Origin of the sequence: Agrobacterium sp. T29, from assembly GCF_006970545.1 — a bacterium.
In the GTDB taxonomy this organism is placed as follows: Bacteria; Pseudomonadota; Alphaproteobacteria; order Rhizobiales; family Rhizobiaceae; genus Agrobacterium; species Agrobacterium leguminum.
In genome coordinates, this window is the sequence record NZ_CP040640.1 from 2,352,501 (window position 1) to 2,374,299 (window position 21,799).

The window sequence follows — 21,799 nt, forward strand, 5'->3', positions numbered from 1 at the left end:
TCGATGAAGCCGTCATTTCCGAGCTGCCGAATTATTACCGTGGCAAGGTGCGGGAAAACTACGATCTGCCCGACGGCAACCGCATCATCATATCGACCGATCGCCTTAGCGCCTTTGATCGTATCCTCACCTGCATACCTTATAAGGGGCAGGTATTGACCCAGACGGCACGCTACTGGTTCGAACAAACGAAGGATATTTGTCCGAACCACGTTGTGAGCTATCCCGACCCCAATGTCGTCATCGGCAAGCGGCTGGACATATTGCCGGTCGAGGTGGTGGTTCGCGGTTATCTTGCCGGCGCCACCGGCACGTCGATCCTGACCCTTTATAAGAAGGGCGAGCGGCAGATGTACGGCATGAGCCTTCCCGACGGGATGAAGGACAACCAGATTCTGCCCGAACCGGTGATCACGCCGACGAGCAAGGCCTTCGATGGGGGGCATGACGAGCCGCTGACACCGGCCGAGATCGTGGAAAAGAAACTGCTGACGCAGGAGCAATGGGACACGCTTTCCCGTTACGCGCTGGCGCTGTTCAAGCGCGGGCAGGAAATTGCCGCGAAGCAGGGCCTCATTCTCGTCGACACGAAATATGAATTCGGCACGGATGAAAACGGCACCATCATCCTGGCCGACGAGATCCACACGCCCGATAGCAGCCGCTACTGGATGGCCGACAGTTATGACGAAAGCTTCCGCAACGGAACACGGCCGGCTAGCTTCGACAAGGATTTCGTGAGGGCCTGGGTCGCCGAACGCTGCGACCCTTATAAGGACGACGTTCCCGAAATTCCGCAGGACCTCGTCTTGCAGACTTCGAAGGTCTATATTGATGCTTACGAGCGCATCACCGGACAGAATTTCGTTCCCGACGATAGCGGCGAGACGCCGCTTGCAAGAATACGCCGGAACCTGGAGCCGTTCTTCCCCGGAGTCTGACCTTGAGCAAAACGATCGAACAGGCGAGAAAGGACGACAGGAAGAGTGACCGTCCTGTCAGGCGCCGGCCTCGCCGTTCCGCCGAGGAAACGCGGCGGGACATTCTCGCCAAAGCAGAAGAGCTTTTCCGCGAACGTGGTTTCAATGCTGTGGCGATTGCCGATATCGCCGCGGCACTCGGCATGTCTCCCGCCAACGTCTTCAAGAATTTCAGCTCGAAGAACGCGCTCGTCGATGCGATCGCCTTCGAGCAGATCGGCGCATTCGAACGGGGCATCCAGCCGCTTGATAAAAGCCACGCGCCACTTTCGAGACTGCGCCATCTCGCCCGCACCCTGATGGAACAGCACCATCAGGATCTAAATGACAATCCCTACATATTCGAAATGATCCTGATGACGGCAAAGCAGGACATGAAGTGCGGCGACTATTATAAAGCCGTCATCGCCAACCTGCTCGCTGACATTATCCGCGACGGTATCGACGCGCGAATCTACGCGCCGGCCGAGATTTCTCCCCTGGCGGAGACCGTGCTCCACGCGCTGACAAGCGTGATTCATCCCGTCCTCATTGCCCGGGAAGATATCGGCAATTTAGCAACACGTTGCGATCAACTCGTCGATTTAATCGACGCGGGATTGCGCAATCCGCTTGCTAAGTGACGATTCCCAATTTACGTCACCTTCTCGCAATTGCTTGCGAAGCGCAAAAGCCTGCGCTTCTATGCGCTTGGCGGTCCGGACAGAATGAGCGAATCGGGTCCTTCCAAGGCCTTCGCCTGTCGTGTCTGTTTCCGGACGCGCATCCACCGAGCGACATTGCGCTTATAGTTGAATGCGATCGATACGCAGGGAAGAACAATGAGCCGACGTATTTTACCCCTATTTGCTTCTCTGTGCGTGACCGCGCTTCTGGCAGGTTGCAGCGATGGCGGCGAGAGCAGCCAGAACGCCGCCCAGAGCGCCGAGCGTCCGCCGTCCCCGGTCAGCATCATCCTGATGAAGACCAGCGAATATCCCTTGACCACCGTTCTGCCCGGCCGCGCCAGCGCGTTCCAGACAGCGGAAATCCGCCCGCGTGTCACCGGCATCATCCGCGAAATTCCCTTCAAGGAAGGCAGCGAGGTCAAGCAGGGTGATATTCTCTACCAGATCGAGGACAATACCTATCTGGCGGAAGTAGCGCAGGCCAAGGCAAACGTGGCGAAGGCGGAAGCAAGCATTCCGAGCGCCCAGGCGAACCTTGCCCGCTACGAGCGGCTGGTCAACAGCGGCGCGACGCAGATCGAATATGAAAACGCCAAGGTGACGCTGCTGCAGGCGCAAGCCGATGTGGCCCAGACCAAGGCGGCGCTGGAGACGGCGGAAATCAACCTCGATCTCACCAAGGTCCGCGCCCCCTTCGACGGCATCACCAGCGCAACCGCTTTCAGCATCGGCAACGTGGTGACGGCCAACCAGACGACGGCTTTGACGACGCTGCGCCGCATCGATCCGATCTATATCGACCTGATGGAATCCAGCATCAATCTTCTGCGTCTGAAAAAGGCGATCTCGTCGGGCCAGCTCGGCGGCGACACGAGGGAAACCGGCATTCACCTGACGCTGGAAGACGGCACGGAGTACAAGCATGACGGCAAGATCGACATGTCGGACATGGCCGTGAGCGAAACCACGGGCACCTTCTCCATCCGCGCCCTCTTCGAAAACCCGGACGATCTTCTGCTTCCCGGCACCTATGTCCGCGCCACGCTGACCATCGGCAAGGAAAAAGGCTTCCGCATTCCGCAGCGTGCCGCGAGCCGCAACGCCAATGGCGAACTGACAGCGAAATTCGTGACGGCGGAAAACAAGGTGGAAACCCGCACCTTCCCGTCCAGCCAGCAGTCGGGCAATGCCTGGCTGGTGACGGAAAACGTCAAGGATGGCGACAAGCTCATCGTCGACGGCTTCCAGTGGATTGCCGACGGTGCGACAGTCGCACCGGTTGAAGTGACCATCGACGATCGCGGTATCGTCGTTCTGCCGCAGCAAGCTCAGCCTGCCGCCGCCCCCTCGAAATAAGCATGAGCACGAAACCCTCGGTCGAAGCTCGTAAAAGGTAAGGCAGGACTGCCATGGCCCATTTCTTCATCCGGCGCCCCGTGTTTGCATGGGTTATCGCCATCGTCATCATGCTGGGCGGCGCCCTTGCGATCTGGACGCTTTCCATTTCGCAATATCCCGATATCGCACCGACGACGGTACGCGTCAGCGCGACCTATAATGGCGCGAGCGCCGAGACAGTCGAAAAATCGGTGACGACCATCATCGAGGACGGCATGACCGGCCTCGACGACCTCACCTATATGACCTCGTCATCCTCCACCGGCAGCGCTGAAGTGACGCTGACCTTCGGCAACAGTATCATGCCTGACATTGCGCAGGTTCAGGTGCAGAACAAGCTGCAGCTCGTCCAGTCGCAATTGCCCGATACCGTGCAACAGCAGGGTATCCAGGTCAGCCGCTCCACATCGAGCATCCTGATGGTGGGAGCGCTGATCTCGACCGACGGCAAGCGCAACTCGGCCGATCTCGGCGATGTGTTCTCCTCGCGTGTCGAAGACCAGATCAAGCGCCTCGAGGGCGTGGGCAGCATCAACGTCTTCGGTTCCGAATATGCGATGCGCATCTGGCTGGATCCGTTCAAGCTCAATAAATACCAGCTGACCACGGCCGACGTGACCAGCGCCATCGAGAGCCAGAACACCCAGGTTTCGGTCGGTTCGCTTGGCGCGGTGCCCGCAGTCAAGGGTCAGCAGCTCAACGTGACCGTGACGGCGCAGAGCCAGCTCACCACCGTCGCCGATTTCGAATCGGTCATCCTGAAAGTCGAGAAGGACGGCGCAACCGTTCGCCTGAGCGACGTGGCCCGCATTGAAATCGGCCAGGAAACCTATGGTGGCGATTCCCGTTCAAACGGCCGTCCTTCGGCCGGTTTCGCAGTCAACCTTGCCACGGGTGCCAATGCGCTCGATACGGCAGCGCGCGTAAAGTCGGCGCTTTCCGCTGTCGAAGGCTCGCTGCCCGAGGGTGTTTCGATCGAATATCCCTATGACACGACACCCTTCGTGAAGCTGTCGATCGAGAAAGTGGTACACACGCTGATCGAGGCGATCATCCTCGTTTTCGTCGTGCTGCTGGTGTTCCTGCAAAACCTCAGAGCCACCTTCATTCCGATGATCGCGGTTCCCGTCGTGCTTCTCGGCACGTTCGGCGTCCTTGCGCTGACAGGATATTCCATCAACACGCTCACCATGTTCGCCATGGTTCTGGCCATCGGCCTTCTCGTTGACGACGCCATCGTCGTCGTCGAAAACGTCGAACGAATCATGTCGGAAGAAGGCCTGTCGCCGGTAGAGGCGACCGAAAAATCGATGGGCGAGATCACCGGTGCGATCATCGGCATCGCGCTCGTGCTCACCGCCGTGTTCATTCCGATGGCCTTCTTCGGTGGATCGACGGGCATCATCTACCGTCAGTTCTCGGTCACCATCGTTTCGGCCATGCTGCTTTCGGCGGTGGTCGCCATCGTTCTGACGCCGGCGCTCTGCGCCACGATGCTGAAGCCGATCGACCATCACAAGAAGCAGCGCGGACCGGGCGCGTGGTTCAACCGCGGCTTCGGCAAGACGACGGATGGTTACGTCTCATCTATCGGTTATCTGCTGAAGCGGCCCCTGCGCGTGATGATTATTTTCGCGATCGTGATCGGCGGCTGCGCCTGGTTCTTCAGCAAGCTGCCCAGCTCATTCCTGCCGCAGGAAGACCAGGGCGTGCTGCTGACGATCATCCAGACGCCGACCGGTTCGAATATCGAACGGACCAACGAGGTGGTGAAGCAGGTCGAAAGCTACTTCCGTGAAAAGGAAGCCGCCAATGTCGAATCGGTTTTCGGCGTTCTCGGCTTCAGCTTCAGCGGTTCGGGCCAGAACAACGCTATCGTCTTCACCAAGCTCAAGGATTTCGCCGAGAGAACGGCACCCGACCAACACGCCGGCGCCATCGTGCAGCGTGCGATGGGCACCTTCTTCGGTTTCCGCGATGCTCAGGTGTTCCCGCTTCTGCCGCCGGCAATTCAGGGCATGGGCACATCGAGCGGTTTCTCGATGTATCTCGTGGATAGCGGCCGCAACGGCACCGAGGCACTGACCGCCACGTCCAAGGAGCTGATCGCACTGGCGACCAGCAATCCGAAGGTCAGCTCGCTCAGAAGCGACAGCCAGGACAATGAAACGCAGATGAAGATCATTCTCGATCAGGAAAAGATGGGAGCCATGGGCGTCGATCTATCCTCCGTGAACCTCATGCTGTCGACGATCTTTGCCGGACGGGATGTCAACGACTTCACGCTGAACGGCGAGCTCAAGCCCGTTTATGTTCAGGGTGATGCGCCTTATCGCATGCAGCCGGACGACCTGAAGTTCTGGTATGCCCGCAATACCAGCGGCGAAATGGTGCCCTTCTCCTCCTTCAGCGAGGTGAAATGGATCAATGCTCCGCCGTCTCTCGCCCGCTTCAACGGCACGGGCGCCATCTCGCTCGAAGGCACCGCCGGTGCGGGCGTTGCATCCGGTGACGCCATGGACGAGATGGAACGCCTGACGGCAAGCCTGCCGGGCGGTTACACCGTGGCGTGGCAGGGCATTTCCTATCAGGAACGCCTTTCCGGTTCGCAGGCGCCGATGCTCTATGCGCTGTCGGTTCTGATCGTGTTCCTTTGCCTTGCCGCCCTCTATGAAAGCTGGTCGATCCCCTTCTCGGTCATCATGGCCGTGCCGGTGGGCGTCCTCGGCGCATTGACCGCGGCGCATTTCTTCGGCCAGTCGAACGACGTCTACTTCAAGGTGGGCCTGCTGACGACCATCGGCCTTGCAGCGAAAAACGCGATTCTGATCGTCGAATTCGCCAAGGAAAGACAGGAGCATGGACTAAGCCTGATGGAAGCGACACTGGAGGCGGCGAAGCTGCGCCTGCGTCCGATCATCATGACGTCGCTAGCCTTCATCCTGGGTGTCGTGCCTCTCGCAATCGCAACCGGAGCGGGTTCTGCCGCACAAAATGCAATTGGTATCGGGGTGCTGGGTGGTATGCTTTCTGCAACACTGCTCGGAATTTTCTTCGTTCCGTCCTTTTTCGTCATCATTCGTCGCCTTTCAAGGCGTTAACAAAACAAAAATGGGCTGTGCCAACCGTTAATACGCTGCTAGAAATGTTGCCGATTTGGCAAATGCACGTTTCTACGGCATATCGACCGCGCAGCCCATTTGTCAGCAAGCCGCGCTCGGTAAGCCAACCAGAGAATTGGGAAAATTACATGCTGTCTATTCGCGCTACTCTTCCCCTGACAATGCTGCTGCTCTCAGGCTGTGTTGTCGGGCCCGACCACAAGACGCCGGAAATTCAATTGCCGGGAAAGTTTGCGGAAGCCGGAAAAACCAGTAATGGCGACATCAGCAGCGTTGCGTGGTGGACAGCCTTTAACGATAGCCGCCTCAATGGTTACGTTTCCACTGGCCTCAGCCAGAACCTGACCGTGATGCAGGCGATCGAGCGCATCAATCAGGCGGAAGCCCAGGTTATCTCGGCCGGCGCGGGCGGTCTGCCGAGCCTGACGGCTAACGGCAGCCACACGACCAGCGAGACCAAGGGCAGCTACCGTGATGTTCCCGTCACCAACGTATCGTCGGGCGGTCTCAGCGTCTCCTGGCTGCTTGACCTCTTCGGCCGCTATCGCCGCGCCACGGAAAGCGCCAATGCATCGCTCGATGCCGCCTACTCCACCGTCGATGTTCAGCGCCTGACGCTGATTTCCTCGGTCGCAGCAGCTTATATCGATGTGCGTTATTATCAGGAGCGCCTGGCGATTGCCCGTCAGAACCTGGCTTCCCGCCGCGAAACGCTGGACCTGACCAAGCTGCAGCTTGAAGCGGGTGCGGCCTCCCGCCTCGATGTCGTCCAGTCCGAAGGTCTGGTCAACTCCACGCTGTCCGACATTCCGGGTCTCGAAACCAACTTCCGCAAGGCGGCGCATCGCATCGCCACGCTTCTCGGCCTGCCGGCCTCATCTCTGATTTCCGAATTGCAGAAGGGCGCACGCCAGCCGGTTGCCCGCAGCATTCCGCGCACCGGCATTCCGGCCGATCTCATCCGCAACCGTCCGGACATTCGTGTCGCCGAACGCAATCTCGCCGCCGCAGTTGCCTCAATCGGTGTCGCGGAAGCGCAGCTCTATCCCAGCATCGAGCTCGGCGGCTCGATCACGCCAAGCTACAATTTCCTGAGCGGTGGCGGCAGGGGAACGGCCAATAGCTGGTCCTTCGGTCCGAGCCTCGTTCTGCCGATTCTCGATGGCGGCAGCATCCGCGCCAATATCGATCTGGCCAATTCCCAGGCCCGTGAAGAATATCTCGTCTGGAAGCAGACGGTGCTGACCGCTGTGGAAGAAGTCGAAAACGCTCTGGCCGCTGTCACCCGCGATCAGCGCACGGCCGATGCATTGCGCAAGACCGTGGCATCCTATCAGGAAGCGTTGCAGCTTTCGACGGCCAGCTACCGCGACGGCGCCTCCTCGCTGCTCGACGTTCTCGATGCGCAGCGCCAGGTTTCCACCGCACAGGCAAGCCTTGCACAGGCTGTTCAGCAGACCGCGCAGGACTACGTCTCGCTCAACGTAGCGCTCGGTGGCGGTTACGCCGTTGGCCAGACCACGGCTCCGAAGAAGGCGCCAGGCCCGACCCGGACTGCGGCAAAGGCCATGTAAGACACGCCGCAAGGCAAAGAAAAAGCCCGCGTCTCGACGCGGGCTTTTTTTGTTATTCATGACACAAAAAAGCACCGGTCTCCCGGTGCTTTTGTCTAACCGGCCGTCAGGCTCAGTTCTTGGCGCGCTCGACGTAGGAATTGTCTTCCGTCGCGATGACCACGCGGATACCAGCATCGATATGCGGCGGCACCATGGTGCGGATGCCGTTGGAAAGAATAGCCGGCTTGTAGGAAGAAGACGCCGTCTGGCCCTTAACGACCGGTTCGGTTTCCGTGATTTCCAGCGTGACGTGGCGCGGCAGTTCGACGGCCAGCGGATTGCCTTCATGAATGGAAAGAATGCAGGTCATGCCTTCCTGCAGATAGGCCTTCTGATCGCCCATCGTTTCGGCGTCGACCACAACCTGATCGTAGTTCTCCGGGTTCATGAAGTGGAAGCCTTCGCCATCTTCATAAAGGAACTGGAAGTTCAGGTCTTCAACGAAAGCGCGCTCGACCTGCTCGGTGGTGCGCCAGCGCTCGGAGACCTTCACGCCGTCAACGATGCGGCGCATGTCCACCTGCGTGACCGGCGTGCCCTTGCCGGGGTGAAAGTTCTGCGCGGTAAGAACGACGTAAAGCTTGCCGTCCACGTCGAGAACATTGCCCTTGCGGACGGATGAGGCGATAACCTTGACCATATGACTTCCTTGTAACTCGATGAAATGCGTCGTAAAGGACTGCGCGGCAGCACCGGCCCCGGCAGACGTTTTGTCTTTTTTCTGGGGCGCAACTACCTTAAATCCGCACGAATTGCCAGCCTTCTACAGCAATTCGCGGAAGAGTGCCTAGCGGTTTTCCGCCCGGAATAGCTTTAAATGACGCGATCAGGCGTTTTGCGGGCCGTTTATCCGCAATTGGGCGCCGCAGAGAAGACGGAAAAGAACAGAGAATGCGCGCAAGCAACGAGACAATGTCGCCATGGTGGACGCCGGACGTCCACGCCGACCGCCGCGCATTTCTTATTGGGCGCAATGCGATCCAGTCGGCTTTTCGCGGCTATTTCGCCAGCGCCGATTTTCTTGAGATCGACACCGCGACATTGCAGATTTCCCCTGGCAATGAGGCGCATCTGCATGCTTTCGTCACGCAGGGCCTGACGCCGGCCGGCGACGCCGTGCCGCTTTATCTGCACACCTCGCCTGAATTCGCCTGCAAAAAGCTGCTCGCCGCCGGTGAAAAACGCATCACCTGTTTTGCCCATGTTTACAGAAACCGGGAACGAGGCCCCCTGCATCATCCGGAATTCACCATGCTGGAATGGTACCGGGTCGACGAAACCTATGAGAGTCTGATGAAGGACAGCGCCAATCTTCTGGCGCTGGCAGCCGAAACCACAAAGACGAAGAATTTCACCTATCGCGGCCGCAGCGTTGATCCCTTCCTCGAGCCGGAGCGGGTAAGCGTCGCCGAAGCCTTCGAGCGATATGCGGGCGTCGACCTGCTGGCCACCATCAGCCGAAACGGCGAAACCGACGCTCGCCATCTTGCGGCGAACCTCACCGAGGCCGGCATCCGCGTGGCCGATGACGATACCTGGGCGGATATGTTCAGCCGCGTCATCGTGGAGCGGGTGGAGCCGGAGCTGGGTTTCGGCAGGGCGACAATTCTCGACGAATATCCGACCTGTGAGGCGGCCCTTGCCCGCAAGTCACGCAAGGATGCGCGCGTGGCGGAGCGTTTCGAGCTATATGCCTGCGGCGTTGAACTCGCCAACGCCTTCGGCGAATTGACCGACGCCACCGAGCAGCGGCGACGTTTCGAAATGGAAATGACCGAGAAACAGCGAGTTTACGGCGAAACCTATCCGCTGGACGAGGATTTTCTGGCCGCGCTGGCAATCATGCCGCCGGCAAGCGGCATAGCGCTTGGTTTCGACCGGCTGGTGATGCTGGCGACCGGCGCGCCCCGTATCGATCTCGTCATGTGGGCCCCAGTCGCGGAATATGGACGATGACAGGGCTTGAGACCATCAAGACAGCCGAGGCGCTTCTCGAAGCGGGGCTTATCGAAGCCGAAGCGCTCGAGACGCTGCGCACGGTGACGCAACGTTACGCGCTCGCCATCACGCCATCGATTGCCGGGCTGATCGACAGCCGCGACCCGCAGGATCCCATCGCCCGGCAATTCGTTCCTGATCCGGCCGAACTCGTTCATCTTCCTGAAGAACGGGACGATCCGATTGGCGACGACGCGCACAGCCCCGTCCACGGCATCGTCCACCGTTATCCCGACCGGGTGCTTTTAAAGGCAGTGCATGTCTGCCCCGTCTATTGCCGCTTCTGTTTCCGCCGGGAGATGGTCGGACCGCAGGGCAACGGCATGATGAGCCCGGCGGAACTTGACGCCGCATTCGGCTATATAAAGGCCAATCCCGCCATCTGGGAGGTCATCCTGACCGGTGGCGATCCGCTGGTGCTTTCCCCGCGGCGCTTGTCCGACCTGATGACGCGCCTGAAAGACATACCGCATGTCAAGATCGTCCGCTTCCATACCCGCGTGCCGGTGGTCGATCCCGACCGTATCGACGCGGCGCTGATCGATGCGCTGAAAGCCAGCGGCAAAACCACCTATGTGGCCCTGCACGCGAATCATTCCCGGGAACTCAGCGAAGCCGCAAGACAGGCTTCGGCACGCCTGATCGATGCCGGCATCGCCATGGTCAGCCAGACGGTCCTTTTGAAAGGCGTCAATGACGACCCGGCAGTTCTTGCCGAGTTGATGCGCGCCTTTGTCGAGACCCGTATCAAGCCTTATTACCTGCATCATCCCGATCTTGCACCCGGCACCAGCCATTTCCGGCTGACGATAGAAGAGGGACAGCGAATCGTTTCCGCTTTGCGGGGGCATGTCTCCGGCCTTTGCCAGCCGACCTATGTTCTCGACATTCCCGGCGGCCACGGCAAAGCGGCGATTGGCAGAAATGCGGCCGAAAAGACCCGCGATGGCTGTTATTCCGTTTCCGACTTCAACGGAAACGATCATATTTACCCACCGCCGGCCACCGGCGACGATTAAAAAATACATAAAAAGCCTGCTACACCGGGCTTTTCGCGACGGCGGCCAACGAAAACAAAAATTTCACATTTCCGCCCCTCTCCTGTCATCATAAAGAAAAATATTCTACCTATAACAATCAGCATTGATTTTAGTGCTGGTCTGGATTATCAGTGTGGAACTGGAGAACGAGTCTCCTGATTCCGGGCCAACACCAATACAGGGAGTGTGTCATGTCAAAACATATCAACATCAACGCAATCCTTGGTTTTGAGTCCTGGAACGCTGGATTTAAATCCACGTGTTCCCGCTGCTGTCGAATGTGACTTAACGGTCTCAATTTCCTGAAAATCAGTTCGACAACATGCTGTGTGAAGTAGCCACAGCGGGAGTATATCTATGCAGAAGCAAGTTATTGAATTCGCTGGCGAGCCCGTCGGCATCGTCATCCCGGATAATGACCGGTTGAAGTTCATCGCGGTGAAGTTCCACGTTCACGACCTGGACGAACAGAAGTTCGACAGCGCCGACGACGTGCGGATTGCGATCCGCGATCTCGTGCGCAACCGGAATCTGGCCGCGGTCGCCTGATGCGGGAAAATTTTCGCCCGCTCACAGAACCGTCAAAATCAGAGCGCGCCAAATATCGGACCCCGAACAGCGGCCCGATGGCGCGCTCTTCTCTTGCATGTCTTGCACGATAATCCGGCTGCCTGCATCGCGCCGGCCGTAGATGGCCAAATCGCTCTGAAGAATAGAGCACGGAAGCGCCCCACCTGCTTCCCATCGTCAGACAGAAAACATTCCGGCAGAATCAAAGTGGCGCATGACGCCCTGCAAAATGGCACTCGTCGGGCTTTACCCTGCCGCCATGCATGTATCGTCAGATAGGCTGCATCAAAACGCGGTGAAGGTCAGCGTCGTCAGCGAGCGCACGATTCCCGGAATATTGACGATGTTCTGGTTGATGAACTTGCCGATATCTTCTTCCTGCGGCAGATAGATTTTCAGCAGCAGATCATATTCACCGCTGGTGGAGTAAAGCTCGGAAACCAGTTCCGTCTTATAGATGGCGTCGGCGACATCATAGGTCTTGCCGGGCTCACATTGAAGCTGAACAAAAATGGGCTTCACGGACATCTCCCGTATTTGAACTTTCGGTGCATGGCTGCTCGCGCCACGCGTCATGGCGCACTATTGGCTGAGCAGCGTCCGTCTTGCAAGACCGCTCACCGGTTTACGCCGAAAACTCGCCGGCCCCGCCGTTCGCCCCGCTTGCGGCCTCGGAAACGATCCACCGCCGAAAACTCTCAAGCGGCGCATAACCGGCGCGATCCGGCATGCAGGCGAGATAATAGGCTTCCTCGCTCTCCACTTCCCCCGCAACAGCCGCGACCAGACGACCGCTTCGCAACTCCTCCTCGATCATGAAAGAAGGAATGAGCGACGCCCCAACCCCGGCGCTCGCGGCCTCGGCAATCGTCGTGAACTGATCGAAAAGCATGCCATGCACATTGTCGAAACCAACGTCGTGGCTGCGAAACCATTGTTCCCAGGCATCCGGTCGGGTCGTCATGTGCAGCAACGGGACATGCAGCAGATCGTCCGGCCTTGAAAGTCCGTGTCGCGCCTTGAAGGCGGGGCTGCATACCGGAATGACCTTTTCATGCATCAGGAAAACCAGCTCGGTGCCCGGCCAATGCGGCAATCCGAAATGGATCGCCGCATCGACTGTATCGGTGCGGAAATCGAACAACGATGACCGCGTCAGAAGATTGACCGAAACGCCGGGGTGCCTGGCGATGAAATCGGGAAGGCGCGGCACGAGCCAGCGCGTGCCGAAGCTCGGCAGAACGCCGAGGTTGAGCGTGCCGCCATCCGGATTGGCGCGCAGGTTGAGCGAGGCCGTCGATATGCGCCGCAAGGCCTCGCGGATTTCCCGCGCATACCCCTCCCCCGCCCTTGTCAGCCGGATCGTCTGCCGCTCACGCAGGAACAGCGCCACGCCGAGCTGCTCTTCGAGCGCCAGGATTTGGCGGCTGACCGCACCCTGCGTCAGCCCCAGTTCCCTCGCAGCGGCGGTGACGCTGCCCGTCCGAGAAGCGGCTTCGAAAGCCGCCAGCAGCGAAAGCGACGGCAGAAAACGGCGTGGCGGCAGGACCATATTCCCTCACGGAATGAACTCTTGACGATATGTCGATATTCAACAGGCAATACCGCTTGTAAAGTCTTATAAACAAGGGCTTGTCACTCATACGAAGAACAAATGAACTGGCCCGGAACACGGTGGAACGATGTATAATGACCCCCGCTCGCACGGCCTCTGGGAAAAGACCGCGCCGCAGCCGCCCGTAACGCCCGCCTTGCAGGGCGCAGCAATTGCCGATGTCGTCGTCGTCGGAGGTGGCTTCACCGGCCAGTCCGCTGCCCTTCATCTTGCCGAACGCGGTGTGGAAGTCGTTCTTCTCGAAGCAAGGGAAATCGGCTTCGGCGGCGCAGGCCGCAATGTCGGCCTCATCAATGGCGGCATGTGGGTCATGCCGAAAGAGCTACCCGGCGTGCTGGGCGAGGTTTACGGCGAGCGGCTTCTCGACCTTCTGGGCAATGCCCCTCTTCTCGTGCGTGAACTGGTGGAAAAACACGCAATTCACTGCGAGATCGAAACAAACGGCACGCTCCATTGCGCCGTCGGAGAAAAAGGGCTCGCCGAAATCCGTGAGCGCTGCGAACAATGGGCGGAGAGAGGCGCACCCGTCCGCATCCTCGATGCCGAGGAGACAGCGAGACGCACCGGCAGTACGGGCTATTCCGGTGCGCTTCTGGATACACGCGCCGGTACGATACAGCCGCTCGCCTATGTTCGAGGCCTTGCCGCAGCCGCCCAGAAAGCGGGCGTGCGCCTGCACACCGAAAGCCCCGTGGTAGCGACCGAACGCAGCAACGGAAAATGGGTGGTGAAGACGCCGCAAGGGTCTGTAACCGCCAACTGGATCGTTGTGGCCACTGAAGCCTATAGCACCGGCCCATGGCAGATCGTTCGCGACGAACAGGTCTACCTGCCATATTTCAATTTCGCGACGAGACCGCTCGGCGATAACCTGCAAAAGAGCATCCTGCCTGGCCGTGAGGGCTGCTGGGATACGAAGGAGATTCTCTCATCCTTCCGCATGGACAAAGCCGGCCGGCTGGTCTTCGGCAGCGTCGGCGCCCTGCGCGGCAGCGGCACCGCCATTCATCGTGCCTGGGCGAAGCGCTCGCTGAAGCGGCTTTTTCCGCAGCTCGGGGATACGGAATTCGAATGTGAGTGGTACGGCCAGATCGGCATGACGGACAATGCCGTTCCACGGTTTCACAAATTCGCTGAAAATGTCGTCGGCTTTTCAGGTTATAACGGCCGCGGCATCGCGCCGGGCACGGCCTTCGGCAAGGTCATTGCGCAGCATATTCTCGGTGAAATTGCTGAAGCCGAATTGCCGCTGCCTTTGACGGAGCCGAAAGCACAGGCTTTCCGAACGGTGAAGGAAGCCTATTACGAGGCAGGCGCACAGATCGCCCATTTCGCCGGCGAGCGTTTTTGATCGGACACGGAGCCGCTTCAAGGGAACGACGTCATCCTTGGACTTGTCCCAAGGATCTAATCACATTCAATAAAATTGAGACGTTGCAGATGCGCGGGACAAGCAACCGTGGATCTACTGTGCGAATGCCGGGTCTGATCGAGCGATTGCGTTGAGGATTGTGATGAGCTTTCGCACGGTTGCGATGATGGCGAGTTTGAAAGGCTTGCCGCGCATTCTGAGCCGTTGATAGAAGCCGCCAAGAACAGGGTCTCTGACCTTGATGGCGCTGAGTACGGCCATATAGGCGATGTCGCGCAGATGTTTTCTGCCCCTGCACATCGCCCGTTTCGTTCGGTTGCGCCCGACTGGCGAGCATAAGGCGCCACCCCGACAAGGGCGGCGGCGACTTTTGCAGAGACTTTTCCCAGCTCCGGCATGTCGGCAAGCAACGCCGTTGCCAGGACCGGCCCGACGCCGGTGACCTGGCGAAGGCGGGCATGGCTTTTGCGCAGCCTCGGCGTCTGCGTCAGCACATCGTCGATTGCCGCATCCAATGTGGCAATATCCTGTGCGATGGTCCGCAGACGCTCCTCGATCAGGTCGCGCACCAGCGGTTCGTCGATGGTGTCGAGCTGGCTGACGAGCCCACTCCTTTCGGCCAGCAGGCGCCGGCGGTGGGCGCTGATCGCATGCATCCTGCGGCAAGCCGGATCAGGCGCGTAGGGTGTGAGGTCACGCCGCACCGCCGCCAGATAACGCGCAATCATGGCCGCATCGATGCGGTCGGTCTTGGCCAGCTGGCCGATGGCGCGGGCAAAGCTGCGCACGCGGGCGGGGGCGACGATATAAACCTCAAGGCCGGCGGCATGAAGACCATCGGCCAGCCTACTTTCATAGCCGCCCGAGGCTTCGAGGCCGACGGCGACCGGCCCCAGCTCCCAAAGACGCCGGGCAAGCTGCGTGATCTCGTGCGGTGACGAACCGCAACGAAAGCTTTTACCGGCGGGGTGGATATGGATGTCGAAATACTGCTTGGAAACGTCAATGCCGACGACGGCGATATCGTGTATCATGGCCTTGCTCCCAGGCTTGTGGTGCGGGCAAAAGCCCGATCAACCGTTCGGGGTCAAAGGGAGCAGGCAGGGCCTTGCTTGTCCTCGGCTGTCTAAACCAGCCCGAAAAAACGGCCGCCTGCCTGCATCAGCCGGGTTTGCGATGCCCGGCTGATGCATCCAGTAAACCACAAATCCTCCACACAAGCCCGAGCATGACGAGGAGAGCTTTTCGAGCTTAACCACCCCTCTAAACAGACATCCCGCAGCCTCTTTTTCCCATCCCATCGATATATCCTTGAAAATATAATGATTGCCCTATAGGCCTATCGATATATTCATCAGAATATCTCGAACCGGGGGTAACAGACCATGAGACTTTTGCGTCGCAGCTTCTTCAAAACCATAGCCGCAGCCACATCCTTCTGGGTGGCGGCCTCACTCGCGGCCGTTCCGGCCCATGCCGCCGAAAAAGTCACGGTGTTTGCCGCCGCAAGCATGAAAAACGCGCTCGATGCTCTCAACGCCGAATGGGCAAAGGAAAGCGGCAACGAAGCAACCGTTTCGTATGCAGCAAGCTCGGCGCTGGCCAAGCAGATCGAGCAGGGCGCACCGGCGGATATCTTCGTTTCCGCCGACCTTGCATGGATGGACTATGTCGCCGAAAAGAAGCTGATCAACGCTGACAGCCGCTCCAATCTTCTCGGCAACCGCATCGTTCTCGTCGCTCCCGCAGACAAGGCAAAGCCGGTCGAGATCAAGCAGGGCTTCGATCTTGCCGCTCTGGTGGGCGATGGCCGTCTGGCCATGGGTGCGGTTGATTCCGTGCCGGCGGGCAAATACGGCAAGGCCGCTCTGGAAAAACTCGGCGTCTGGTCCTCGGTCGAACAGAAGGTCGCCGGCGCGGAAAGCGTGCGGGCCGCCCTGCTGCTCGTCTCGCGCGGCGAAGCACCCTATGGCATCGTCTACCAGACCGACGCCGCCGCCGATCCGGGTGTGAAGATCGTCGGCACCTTCCCGGAAGACAGCCATCCGCCGATCATCTACCCGGTCGCCATTCTTTCGGAAGCCAAGTCCCCGGCAGCAAAAGCCTATCTGGATTTCCTGAAGTCGGCCAAGGCAACGCCCTTCTTCGAAAAGCAAGGCTTTACCGTTTTGAAATAAACTGCCTTTCGTGGCCCCAACCTATGGGCCGCGAGAGATGACGATTGCAGGATATGGCATTGCATTGGTGGACACTCAGCCCTGAAGAATGGACGGCGATCAGGCTCAGCCTGTGGGTGTCGTCCATCGCCATGCTTGCCAGCCTGCCTTTCGGCATTCTGGTCGCCGTGGCGCTGGCGCGCGGTCGCTTCTGGGGCAAGTCTCTCCTCAATGGCATCGTCCACCTGCCGCTCATCCTGCCGCCCGTCGTCACCGGCTTTCTGCTGCTCGTCCTGTTCGGCCGCAAGGGCGCGATCGGGCAATTTCTCGATAGCTGGTTCGGCATCGTCTTTTCCTTCCGCTGGACAGGGGCGGCGCTCGCCTGCGCCGTCATGGCCTTTCCGCTGATGGTGCGCTCCATCCGCCTCTCCATAGAAGCGGTGGACCGCAAGCTTGAAGAGGCGGCGGGAACATTGGGGGCAAGCCCGTTCTGGGTGTTCCTCACCGTCACACTGCCCTTGACCCTGCCCGGCATCATTGCCGGCATGATCCTGTCTTTCGCCAAGGCAATGGGCGAATTCGGCGCAACCATTACCTTCGTGTCCAATATTCCCGGCGAGACCCAGACTTTGTCCGCCGCCATCTATACCTTCACTCAGGTTCCGGGCGGCGATGCCGGCGCCTTGCGGCTAACCATTGTCTCTGTCGTGATTTCCATGCTCGCTTTGCTCGTCTCGGAGTTTCTGGCCCGCATAGTCGGCAAACGGGTGAGCATGGAATGACGCTTTCCGTCGCTACCCGCCATCGCTTCGGTTCTTTCGAACTCGATGCGTCATTCACCTCCGAAGGCGGTGTTACCGCGCTATTCGGACGCTCCGGCTCCGGCAAAACCTCGATGATCCGCATCATAGCAGGCCTGTTGCGGCCGGATGAGGGACAGGTTTTGCTTAATGGTGAAGTGCTGGCAGATAGCGGAACACGGCTCTTCCTGCCGGCTCATAAACGCCGCTTCGGTTATGTTTTTCAGGAAGCGCGGCTCTTCCCGCATCTCAGCGTGGCGCAGAACCTGCATTACGGCAGATGGTTCGCCGGGAACAAAACCGGGAGCGCAAATGAAGACCGCATCGTCGACATGCTCGGCATCGGCCATCTCCTGCAGCGCCGGCCGGACAAGCTTTCCGGCGGCGAAAAACAGCGTGTCGCGATTGGCCGCGCGCTCCTCTCATCACCCAGGCTGCTGCTGATGGACGAGCCGCTCGCCTCGCTCGACGAGGAGCGAAAAGCCGAAATCATTCCCTATCTCGAACGGCTGCGCGACGAGACAAAAATCCCGATCGTCTATGTCAGCCATTCTATTCAGGAGGTCGCCCGCCTCGCCGACCGCATCGTGGTGATGAAGGACGGCAAGGTGGAGGCGCAGGGAAAAGCGGCCGACGTGCTTTCCAGACCGGATTTCAGCACGCATCTGGAACGACGCGAGGCGGGCAGCATTCTTTCCGGGCACATTGAAAGCTTTGATGAGCGGCATGGCCTTGCCGCCGTGAGGCTGAAGACCATGATGCTCCATGTTCCGGCAAAGAGGGGAACGGCCGGCAGCCCGGCGAGGGTGCTCATACCGGCGCGCGACGTGATGCTGGCAACCGCAAAACCCGAAGGCTTGAGCGCGCTCAACATTCTCGCGGGCCATATCGCGACTGTTTCGGCCAGCGAAGACGGCATGGTCATGGTTCAGGTGGATTGCGGCGACGACATCATCCAGTCGCGCATCACCGATCTATCACGCGAGAGGCTGCAACTGGAGCCCGGAAAACCGGTGCACGCGATCATAAAGTCGGCGGCTCTCGATCCCTATTGAGAGCCGCGTCGGGATTGCGGTTGGCCTCCAGCCAGTCGATATCCGCGCGCAAGGCCTCGTTCATCCGCTTTTCCATGCCGCGGTAACGCTCCAACACCTCAGTGCCGAAAGCGGTCAGCGCCGCACCGCCGCCCTGTTTGCCGCCACGCTGCGATTCAATGACCGGTTGCCTGAACATATGGTTCAGCGCATCCACCAGCAGCCATGCGCGACGATAGGACATGTCCATCGCCCGCCCTGCGGCAGAGATGGAGCCGGTCTCGGCAATCAGCTCCATCAATTCGATCTTGCCATGGCCGAGACGTTCTTCGGGCGGAAAGTCGATACGAAGAACAGGCTTCAGTGGAGAAAGGGCCTCACTCATCGTTCAAAGGCTCCGTCCATGAAGATCGCGATAGGCTTTTTGCGCTCCATCCACCGGCAAGGCTGTCGCCTCATAGACGCCACGCGCGACCGCGCGCGCCATCACCATGGTCGCCAGATGGCAAAGCTCGGCGAAATGAACGCCGCCCTCAAGCGGCTTTTCACCGGTCGCGGCCGCAAACATGGTGTCGCCGTCGCTTGGCAGATGGGCGGGCAGAACGGCGCGCGCCAGCCCGTCATGCGCCATGATGGAAAGGCGATGCGCCTGCGCCTTGGTCAGCGCGGCATCCGTCACCACCGCACCGATGGTCGTTGCCGTGAGATTGACCCCCTTGAGGCACAGCGCGGTATGATCCGGCTCGAAACGATCGGGAAAACCGCAATCGCCGTATTCACCCTGCACTTCAAACGGCGCGGACCAGAAATGGCGGCTCGTTCCTACGGTTGCCGAGCCGAGCGCATTGACCGCAACGATGGCCGCCACCTTGTAGCCGCCGGAACTGACAGCACTTGCCGAACCGAGCCCGCCCTTGAAGGTGGCGGTCGTCGCACCCGTTCCAGCTCCGACCGTTCCAAGCGCGAAGGGCTCCGCACGCGCCGCCTTGAAGGCCGCATATCCCATCTCGCGATAGGGCGAATGCAGTCCCCAATTCTTGTCGCCGCCATTCAGCAGATCCATCAGGATCGCCTGCGGCACGATGGGAACGCGGGTGGAACCCACCTGCAGGCCGCGTCCGATTTCGCGCAGCCCGGCCTGAACGCCGCCCGCCGCATCCAGTCCGAAGGCAGAACCGCCTGACAGCACGAAGGCATCCACCGTTTCCACCGTCATCGCGGGGTCGAGCAGGCCGGTATCGCGCCCGCCCGGCGCACCCCCCAAAACGGAACCGGAGGCAATGGCGGGCTTTTCGAAAACAATCGCCGTAACACCGGAGCCGAGAGCGATATCGGTGACATTGCCGATCGAAACGCCGCCGATATCCGTCAGAAGATTGGTGAGTGCCGCCATGCTGTTTCCCTTTTCTCCCGGTATCCCGCCACCATCAGGCACTGTCAACGCAAAACGTGACGTGCCTGATGTCGACGACAAGCCGCAATCAGGAAAAAACAGCCGTTCCGATCACCGGCGTCGAGGGAACGGCCATGTCCCTCGGCTCCAGCGGCCCGCAGAAATATGCCTGATGGCCGGCTTCTATCGCCAGGGCGAAAGCCTCCGCCATGCCGACCGGGTCTCCCGCACCCGCCACCGCCGTGTTGAGCAGAACGGCATCGTAACCGAGCTCCATCACCGTGACCGCATGCGACGGGCGGCCGATACCGGCATCGACAATCAGCGGCACATCCGGGAAACGCGCCCGCATGGATTTCAGCGCCGTCAGATTGAGCGGTCCCATGGCGCTGCCGATTGGCGCGCACCAGGGCATCAGCACCTTGCAGCCTGCCTCCAGCAGCTTCTCGGCAACGACCAGATCGTCCGTCGTATAGGGAAAGACCTCGAAACCATCATCGCAGAGGATTTTCGCCGCCTCGACGAGTGCGAAGACATCGGGCTGCAGCGTGTCGTGATGGCCGATGACCTCCAGCTTGATCCAGTCGGTGTGAAAAACCTCGCGGGCCATCTTTGCCGTCAGCACAGCTTCCTTGACCGTGTGGCAACCGGCGGTGTTGGGCAGAATCTGGCGATCCAGCTCGCGGATAAGCTCAAAAAACTGACCGCCCTTCTTGCCAGCCGCCGTTTCCCGGCGCAGTGAAATCGTCAGAATATCCGTGTTGCTCGCCCGCACGGCATCGGCAAGCACGGCAGGGGACGGATAGCGCGCCGTGCCGAGCAGGAGACGGGACGAGACCTCGCGGCCATAAAGCGTCAGCATGGTTTCAGCCTCCCTGCATCGGCGAGAGGATTTCGATACGGTCGAAAGCCTTCAGCTTATAATCGGCGCGCTCTTCCGAATGCACCAGATCGCCGTTTACCGCCGTCGCCAGCCACTCACCCTCGTATTCAAGGCTGGCGAGCAGGCCGGCCAGCGTCTCGGCGGCGAGATCAAGCTCGTCGCCATTCACCAGAAATTTCATGATCCCGTTCCTTTTGAGAGAGAGTTTGGCAGACGATTTCAGCCGCCTGCCCCGCCATCGCCGGCGACAGCAGAAAGCCGTGCCGGTGCGCGCCGTTGATGAAAATTGTCCGGCCATCCTGCGTGACCTTCGGCAGATTGTCGGGATAGGCGGGGCGCACGCCGGTGCCTGTCTCTATGATTTCCGCTTCCGCGAAAGCTGGATGCACGGCATAGGCGGCATTCAGGAACTCCATCATCGAGCGGGCGGAAATGGCGCCCGCATCTTCCGTCTCGATCATCGTCGCGCCCACCATGAAACGACCGGGCTCGCGCGGCACGATGTAAAGCGGAATGCGCGGATGCAGCAGCCGGACGGGACGAGACAGGGAAACCTCCCGCGTGGCGAGATAGAGCATCTCTCCCCGCACACCGCGAAGTCCGGAAATCCCGCCGATTGTCGCAGAGCCAGTGCAATCCACCACCCGGTCGAACCGCTCTTCATCCAACGGGATACCCATATGGAACTGCACACCCATGGTGCAAAGCCTTCGATACAGCGATTCCAGTGCAAGGCGCGGATCGAGATGCCCCTCGCCCGGAAAATAAAGCCCGGAACGAAACCGCCCGGCAAGATCTGGCTCCAGCGCGGCGATTTCGCCCTCATCCACCCAGCGATAGCCAGCGGTCCGCGATGCGAAACGCGAAAGCTCCGCCTTATCGCGGGCCGGCGCGACAATCAGCGTGCCGTGCCGCACGACAAGGCCGGGTGTCGCTTCATCCCACCAGTTGAGCGCTGCCTGACCGAGCGTCAGAACCACCGCTTCAGCGCTTTCACGCTCGCACCAGGGCGCCAGCATGCCGCCCGCATACCAGGATGCGCCGCGCGAGGGTTCGGCATTGCGCTCGCAAACCTCGACGGTAACGCCGGTCCGCGCCAGTTCGAAGGCCACCGTCAGACCGGCGACCCCCGTTCCCTTGACCAGAACGCGCAT

21 protein-coding genes (1 of these 21 running past the window's edge) are annotated in these 21,799 nt (G+C 59.9%); 12 read left to right on the plus strand and 9 right to left on the minus strand.

The window, feature by feature from the left end; genetic code table 11:
* The 5 genes from FGF54_RS11915 to FGF54_RS11935 form a co-directional block, all read left to right on the plus strand.
* Positions 1–941: the 3' portion of a phosphoribosylaminoimidazolesuccinocarboxamide synthase gene (locus FGF54_RS11915; RefSeq protein WP_142779771.1), read on the plus strand. The gene continues 10 nt to the left of window position 1, outside the view; the window shows 941 of its 951 coding nt (coding positions 11–951); its start codon lies off the left edge, out of view; it ends in the stop codon at positions 939–941.
* A 2-nt stretch (positions 942–943) separates the two neighbouring features.
* Entirely contained in the window at positions 944–1,603 is a 660-nt protein-coding gene (locus FGF54_RS11920) for a TetR/AcrR family transcriptional regulator (RefSeq protein ID WP_142779772.1), read from the plus strand.
* A gap of 198 nt (positions 1,604–1,801) precedes the next feature.
* The gene (locus tag FGF54_RS11925) at positions 1,802–3,004 is read left to right on the plus strand and encodes an efflux RND transporter periplasmic adaptor subunit (protein ID WP_142779773.1); all 1,203 of its coding nucleotides are present in this window, start codon (positions 1,802–1,804) and stop codon (positions 3,002–3,004) included.
* 53 nt (positions 3,005–3,057) lie between these two features.
* Entirely contained in the window at positions 3,058–6,147 is a 3,090-nt protein-coding gene (locus FGF54_RS11930) for an efflux RND transporter permease subunit (RefSeq protein WP_080853076.1), read from the plus strand.
* Between the two features lie 149 nt (positions 6,148–6,296).
* A complete protein-coding gene (locus tag FGF54_RS11935; protein ID WP_003521325.1) occupies positions 6,297–7,742 on the plus strand; it encodes an efflux transporter outer membrane subunit in 1,446 nt (481 codons plus the stop codon).
* 112 nt (positions 7,743–7,854) lie between these two features.
* On the opposite strand, the gene efp is transcribed toward FGF54_RS11935, so the two are convergent.
* Positions 7,855–8,424, minus strand: coding sequence for an elongation factor P (gene efp / locus FGF54_RS11940; protein ID WP_003504809.1), 570 nt, complete (start codon positions 8,422–8,424; stop codon positions 7,855–7,857).
* A 251-nt stretch (positions 8,425–8,675) separates the two neighbouring features.
* Between efp and epmA the strand changes: the two genes are divergently transcribed.
* From epmA to FGF54_RS11955, 3 genes are all read left to right on the plus strand, one after another.
* A complete protein-coding gene (gene epmA, locus FGF54_RS11945) occupies positions 8,676–9,740 on the plus strand; it encodes an EF-P lysine aminoacylase EpmA (protein WP_142779774.1) in 1,065 nt (354 codons plus the stop codon).
* Entirely contained in the window at positions 9,737–10,801 is a 1,065-nt protein-coding gene (locus FGF54_RS11950) for a lysine-2,3-aminomutase-like protein (protein ID WP_142779775.1), read from the plus strand. The genes epmA and FGF54_RS11950 overlap by 4 nt, the downstream gene beginning before the upstream one ends.
* A gap of 378 nt (positions 10,802–11,179) precedes the next feature.
* Positions 11,180–11,371, plus strand: a complete 192-nt coding sequence (locus FGF54_RS11955; RefSeq protein WP_003492264.1) for a hypothetical protein — start codon at positions 11,180–11,182, stop codon at positions 11,369–11,371.
* 306 nt (positions 11,372–11,677) lie between these two features.
* Here the strand turns inward: FGF54_RS11955 and FGF54_RS11960 are convergent, their stop codons facing one another.
* Positions 11,678–11,914 carry an Lrp/AsnC ligand binding domain-containing protein gene (locus FGF54_RS11960; RefSeq protein ID WP_003521320.1) on the minus strand — a complete coding sequence of 79 codons (237 nt, stop codon included), beginning with the start codon at positions 11,912–11,914 and terminating at the stop codon, positions 11,678–11,680.
* A 103-nt stretch (positions 11,915–12,017) separates the two neighbouring features.
* On the minus strand, positions 12,018–12,944 hold the full coding sequence (locus FGF54_RS11965; RefSeq protein WP_142779776.1) for a LysR family transcriptional regulator: 927 nt from the start codon (positions 12,942–12,944) through the stop codon (positions 12,018–12,020).
* 130 nt (positions 12,945–13,074) lie between these two features.
* On the opposite strand from FGF54_RS11965, the gene FGF54_RS11970 reads away from it, so the two are divergent.
* Positions 13,075–14,358 carry an FAD-binding oxidoreductase gene (locus tag FGF54_RS11970; protein WP_142779777.1) on the plus strand — a complete coding sequence of 428 codons (1,284 nt, stop codon included), beginning with the start codon at positions 13,075–13,077 and terminating at the stop codon, positions 14,356–14,358.
* Positions 14,359–14,414: 56 nt separating this feature from the next.
* Here FGF54_RS11970 and FGF54_RS11975 read toward each other — a convergent pair whose 3' ends face one another.
* Entirely contained in the window at positions 14,415–15,413 is a 999-nt protein-coding gene (locus FGF54_RS11975; RefSeq protein ID WP_142779778.1) for an IS110 family transposase, read from the minus strand.
* 351 nt (positions 15,414–15,764) lie between these two features.
* Here FGF54_RS11975 and modA point away from each other — a divergent pair, with 351 nt between their 5' ends.
* From modA to modC, 3 genes are read left to right on the plus strand one after another with little or no spacing between them, the layout of a single operon-like run.
* A complete protein-coding gene (gene modA, locus FGF54_RS11980; RefSeq protein WP_142779779.1) occupies positions 15,765–16,556 on the plus strand; it encodes a molybdate ABC transporter substrate-binding protein in 792 nt (263 codons plus the stop codon).
* A 53-nt stretch (positions 16,557–16,609) separates the two neighbouring features.
* Entirely contained in the window at positions 16,610–17,317 is a 708-nt protein-coding gene (gene modB, locus FGF54_RS11985) for a molybdate ABC transporter permease subunit (protein ID WP_142779780.1), read from the plus strand.
* Positions 17,314–18,390, plus strand: coding sequence for a molybdenum ABC transporter ATP-binding protein (gene modC / locus FGF54_RS11990; RefSeq protein WP_142779781.1), 1,077 nt, complete (start codon positions 17,314–17,316; stop codon positions 18,388–18,390). The genes modB and modC overlap by 4 nt, the downstream gene beginning before the upstream one ends.
* Here modC and FGF54_RS27430 read toward each other — a convergent pair.
* From FGF54_RS27430 to thiO, 5 genes are all read right to left on the minus strand, one after another.
* Positions 18,359–18,754, minus strand: a complete 396-nt coding sequence (locus FGF54_RS27430; protein WP_142779782.1) for a winged helix-turn-helix domain-containing protein — start codon at positions 18,752–18,754, stop codon at positions 18,359–18,361. The two genes, modC and FGF54_RS27430, sit on opposite strands and share 32 nt — an antisense overlap.
* Before the next feature lie 3 nt (positions 18,755–18,757).
* Positions 18,758–19,762 (minus strand): P1 family peptidase, encoded by a 1,005-nt coding sequence (locus tag FGF54_RS12000; RefSeq protein WP_142779783.1) that lies wholly within the window; start codon positions 19,760–19,762, stop codon positions 18,758–18,760.
* A gap of 88 nt (positions 19,763–19,850) precedes the next feature.
* Positions 19,851–20,624: a thiazole synthase gene (locus tag FGF54_RS12005; protein ID WP_142779784.1), complete on the minus strand. Its 774-nt coding sequence runs from the start codon at positions 20,622–20,624 to the stop codon at positions 19,851–19,853.
* Between the two features lie 4 nt (positions 20,625–20,628).
* Positions 20,629–20,826, minus strand: coding sequence for a sulfur carrier protein ThiS (gene thiS / locus FGF54_RS12010; RefSeq protein ID WP_080853065.1), 198 nt, complete (start codon positions 20,824–20,826; stop codon positions 20,629–20,631).
* On the minus strand, positions 20,795–21,799 hold the full coding sequence (thiO, locus tag FGF54_RS12015) for a glycine oxidase ThiO (RefSeq protein WP_142779785.1): 1,005 nt from the start codon (positions 21,797–21,799) through the stop codon (positions 20,795–20,797). Before thiO ends, thiS begins: the two co-directional genes overlap by 32 nt.

Coding starts and splice junctions, on each gene's coding strand:
- FGF54_RS11925 (WP_142779773.1), top strand. CDS start 1,802: ATGAGCCGACGTATTTTACCCCTATTTGCTTCTCTGTGCGTGACCGCG.
- FGF54_RS11930 (WP_080853076.1), top strand. CDS start 3,058: ATGGCCCATTTCTTCATCCGGCGCCCCGTGTTTGCATGGGTTATCGCC.
- FGF54_RS11935 (WP_003521325.1), top strand. CDS start 6,297: ATGCTGTCTATTCGCGCTACTCTTCCCCTGACAATGCTGCTGCTCTCA.
- efp (WP_003504809.1), bottom strand. CDS start 8,424: ATGGTCAAGGTTATCGCCTCATCCGTCCGCAAGGGCAATGTTCTCGAC.
- epmA (WP_142779774.1), top strand. CDS start 8,676: ATGCGCGCAAGCAACGAGACAATGTCGCCATGGTGGACGCCGGACGTC.
- FGF54_RS11950 (WP_142779775.1), top strand. CDS start 9,737: ATGACAGGGCTTGAGACCATCAAGACAGCCGAGGCGCTTCTCGAAGCG.
- FGF54_RS11955 (WP_003492264.1), top strand. CDS start 11,180: ATGCAGAAGCAAGTTATTGAATTCGCTGGCGAGCCCGTCGGCATCGTC.
- FGF54_RS11965 (WP_142779776.1), bottom strand. CDS start 12,944: ATGGTCCTGCCGCCACGCCGTTTTCTGCCGTCGCTTTCGCTGCTGGCG.
- FGF54_RS11970 (WP_142779777.1), top strand. CDS start 13,075: ATGTATAATGACCCCCGCTCGCACGGCCTCTGGGAAAAGACCGCGCCG.
- FGF54_RS11975 (WP_142779778.1), bottom strand. CDS start 15,413: ATGATACACGATATCGCCGTCGTCGGCATTGACGTTTCCAAGCAGTAT.
- modA (WP_142779779.1), top strand. CDS start 15,765: ATGAGACTTTTGCGTCGCAGCTTCTTCAAAACCATAGCCGCAGCCACA.
- modB (WP_142779780.1), top strand. CDS start 16,610: ATGGCATTGCATTGGTGGACACTCAGCCCTGAAGAATGGACGGCGATC.
- modC (WP_142779781.1), top strand. CDS start 17,314: ATGACGCTTTCCGTCGCTACCCGCCATCGCTTCGGTTCTTTCGAACTC.
- FGF54_RS27430 (WP_142779782.1), bottom strand. CDS start 18,754: ATGAGTGAGGCCCTTTCTCCACTGAAGCCTGTTCTTCGTATCGACTTT.
- FGF54_RS12000 (WP_142779783.1), bottom strand. CDS start 19,762: ATGGCGGCACTCACCAATCTTCTGACGGATATCGGCGGCGTTTCGATC.
- FGF54_RS12005 (WP_142779784.1), bottom strand. CDS start 20,624: ATGCTGACGCTTTATGGCCGCGAGGTCTCGTCCCGTCTCCTGCTCGGC.
- thiS (WP_080853065.1), bottom strand. CDS start 20,826: ATGAAATTTCTGGTGAATGGCGACGAGCTTGATCTCGCCGCCGAGACG.
- thiO (WP_142779785.1), bottom strand. CDS start 21,799: ATGCGCGTTCTGGTCAAGGGAACGGGGGTCGCCGGTCTGACGGTGGCC.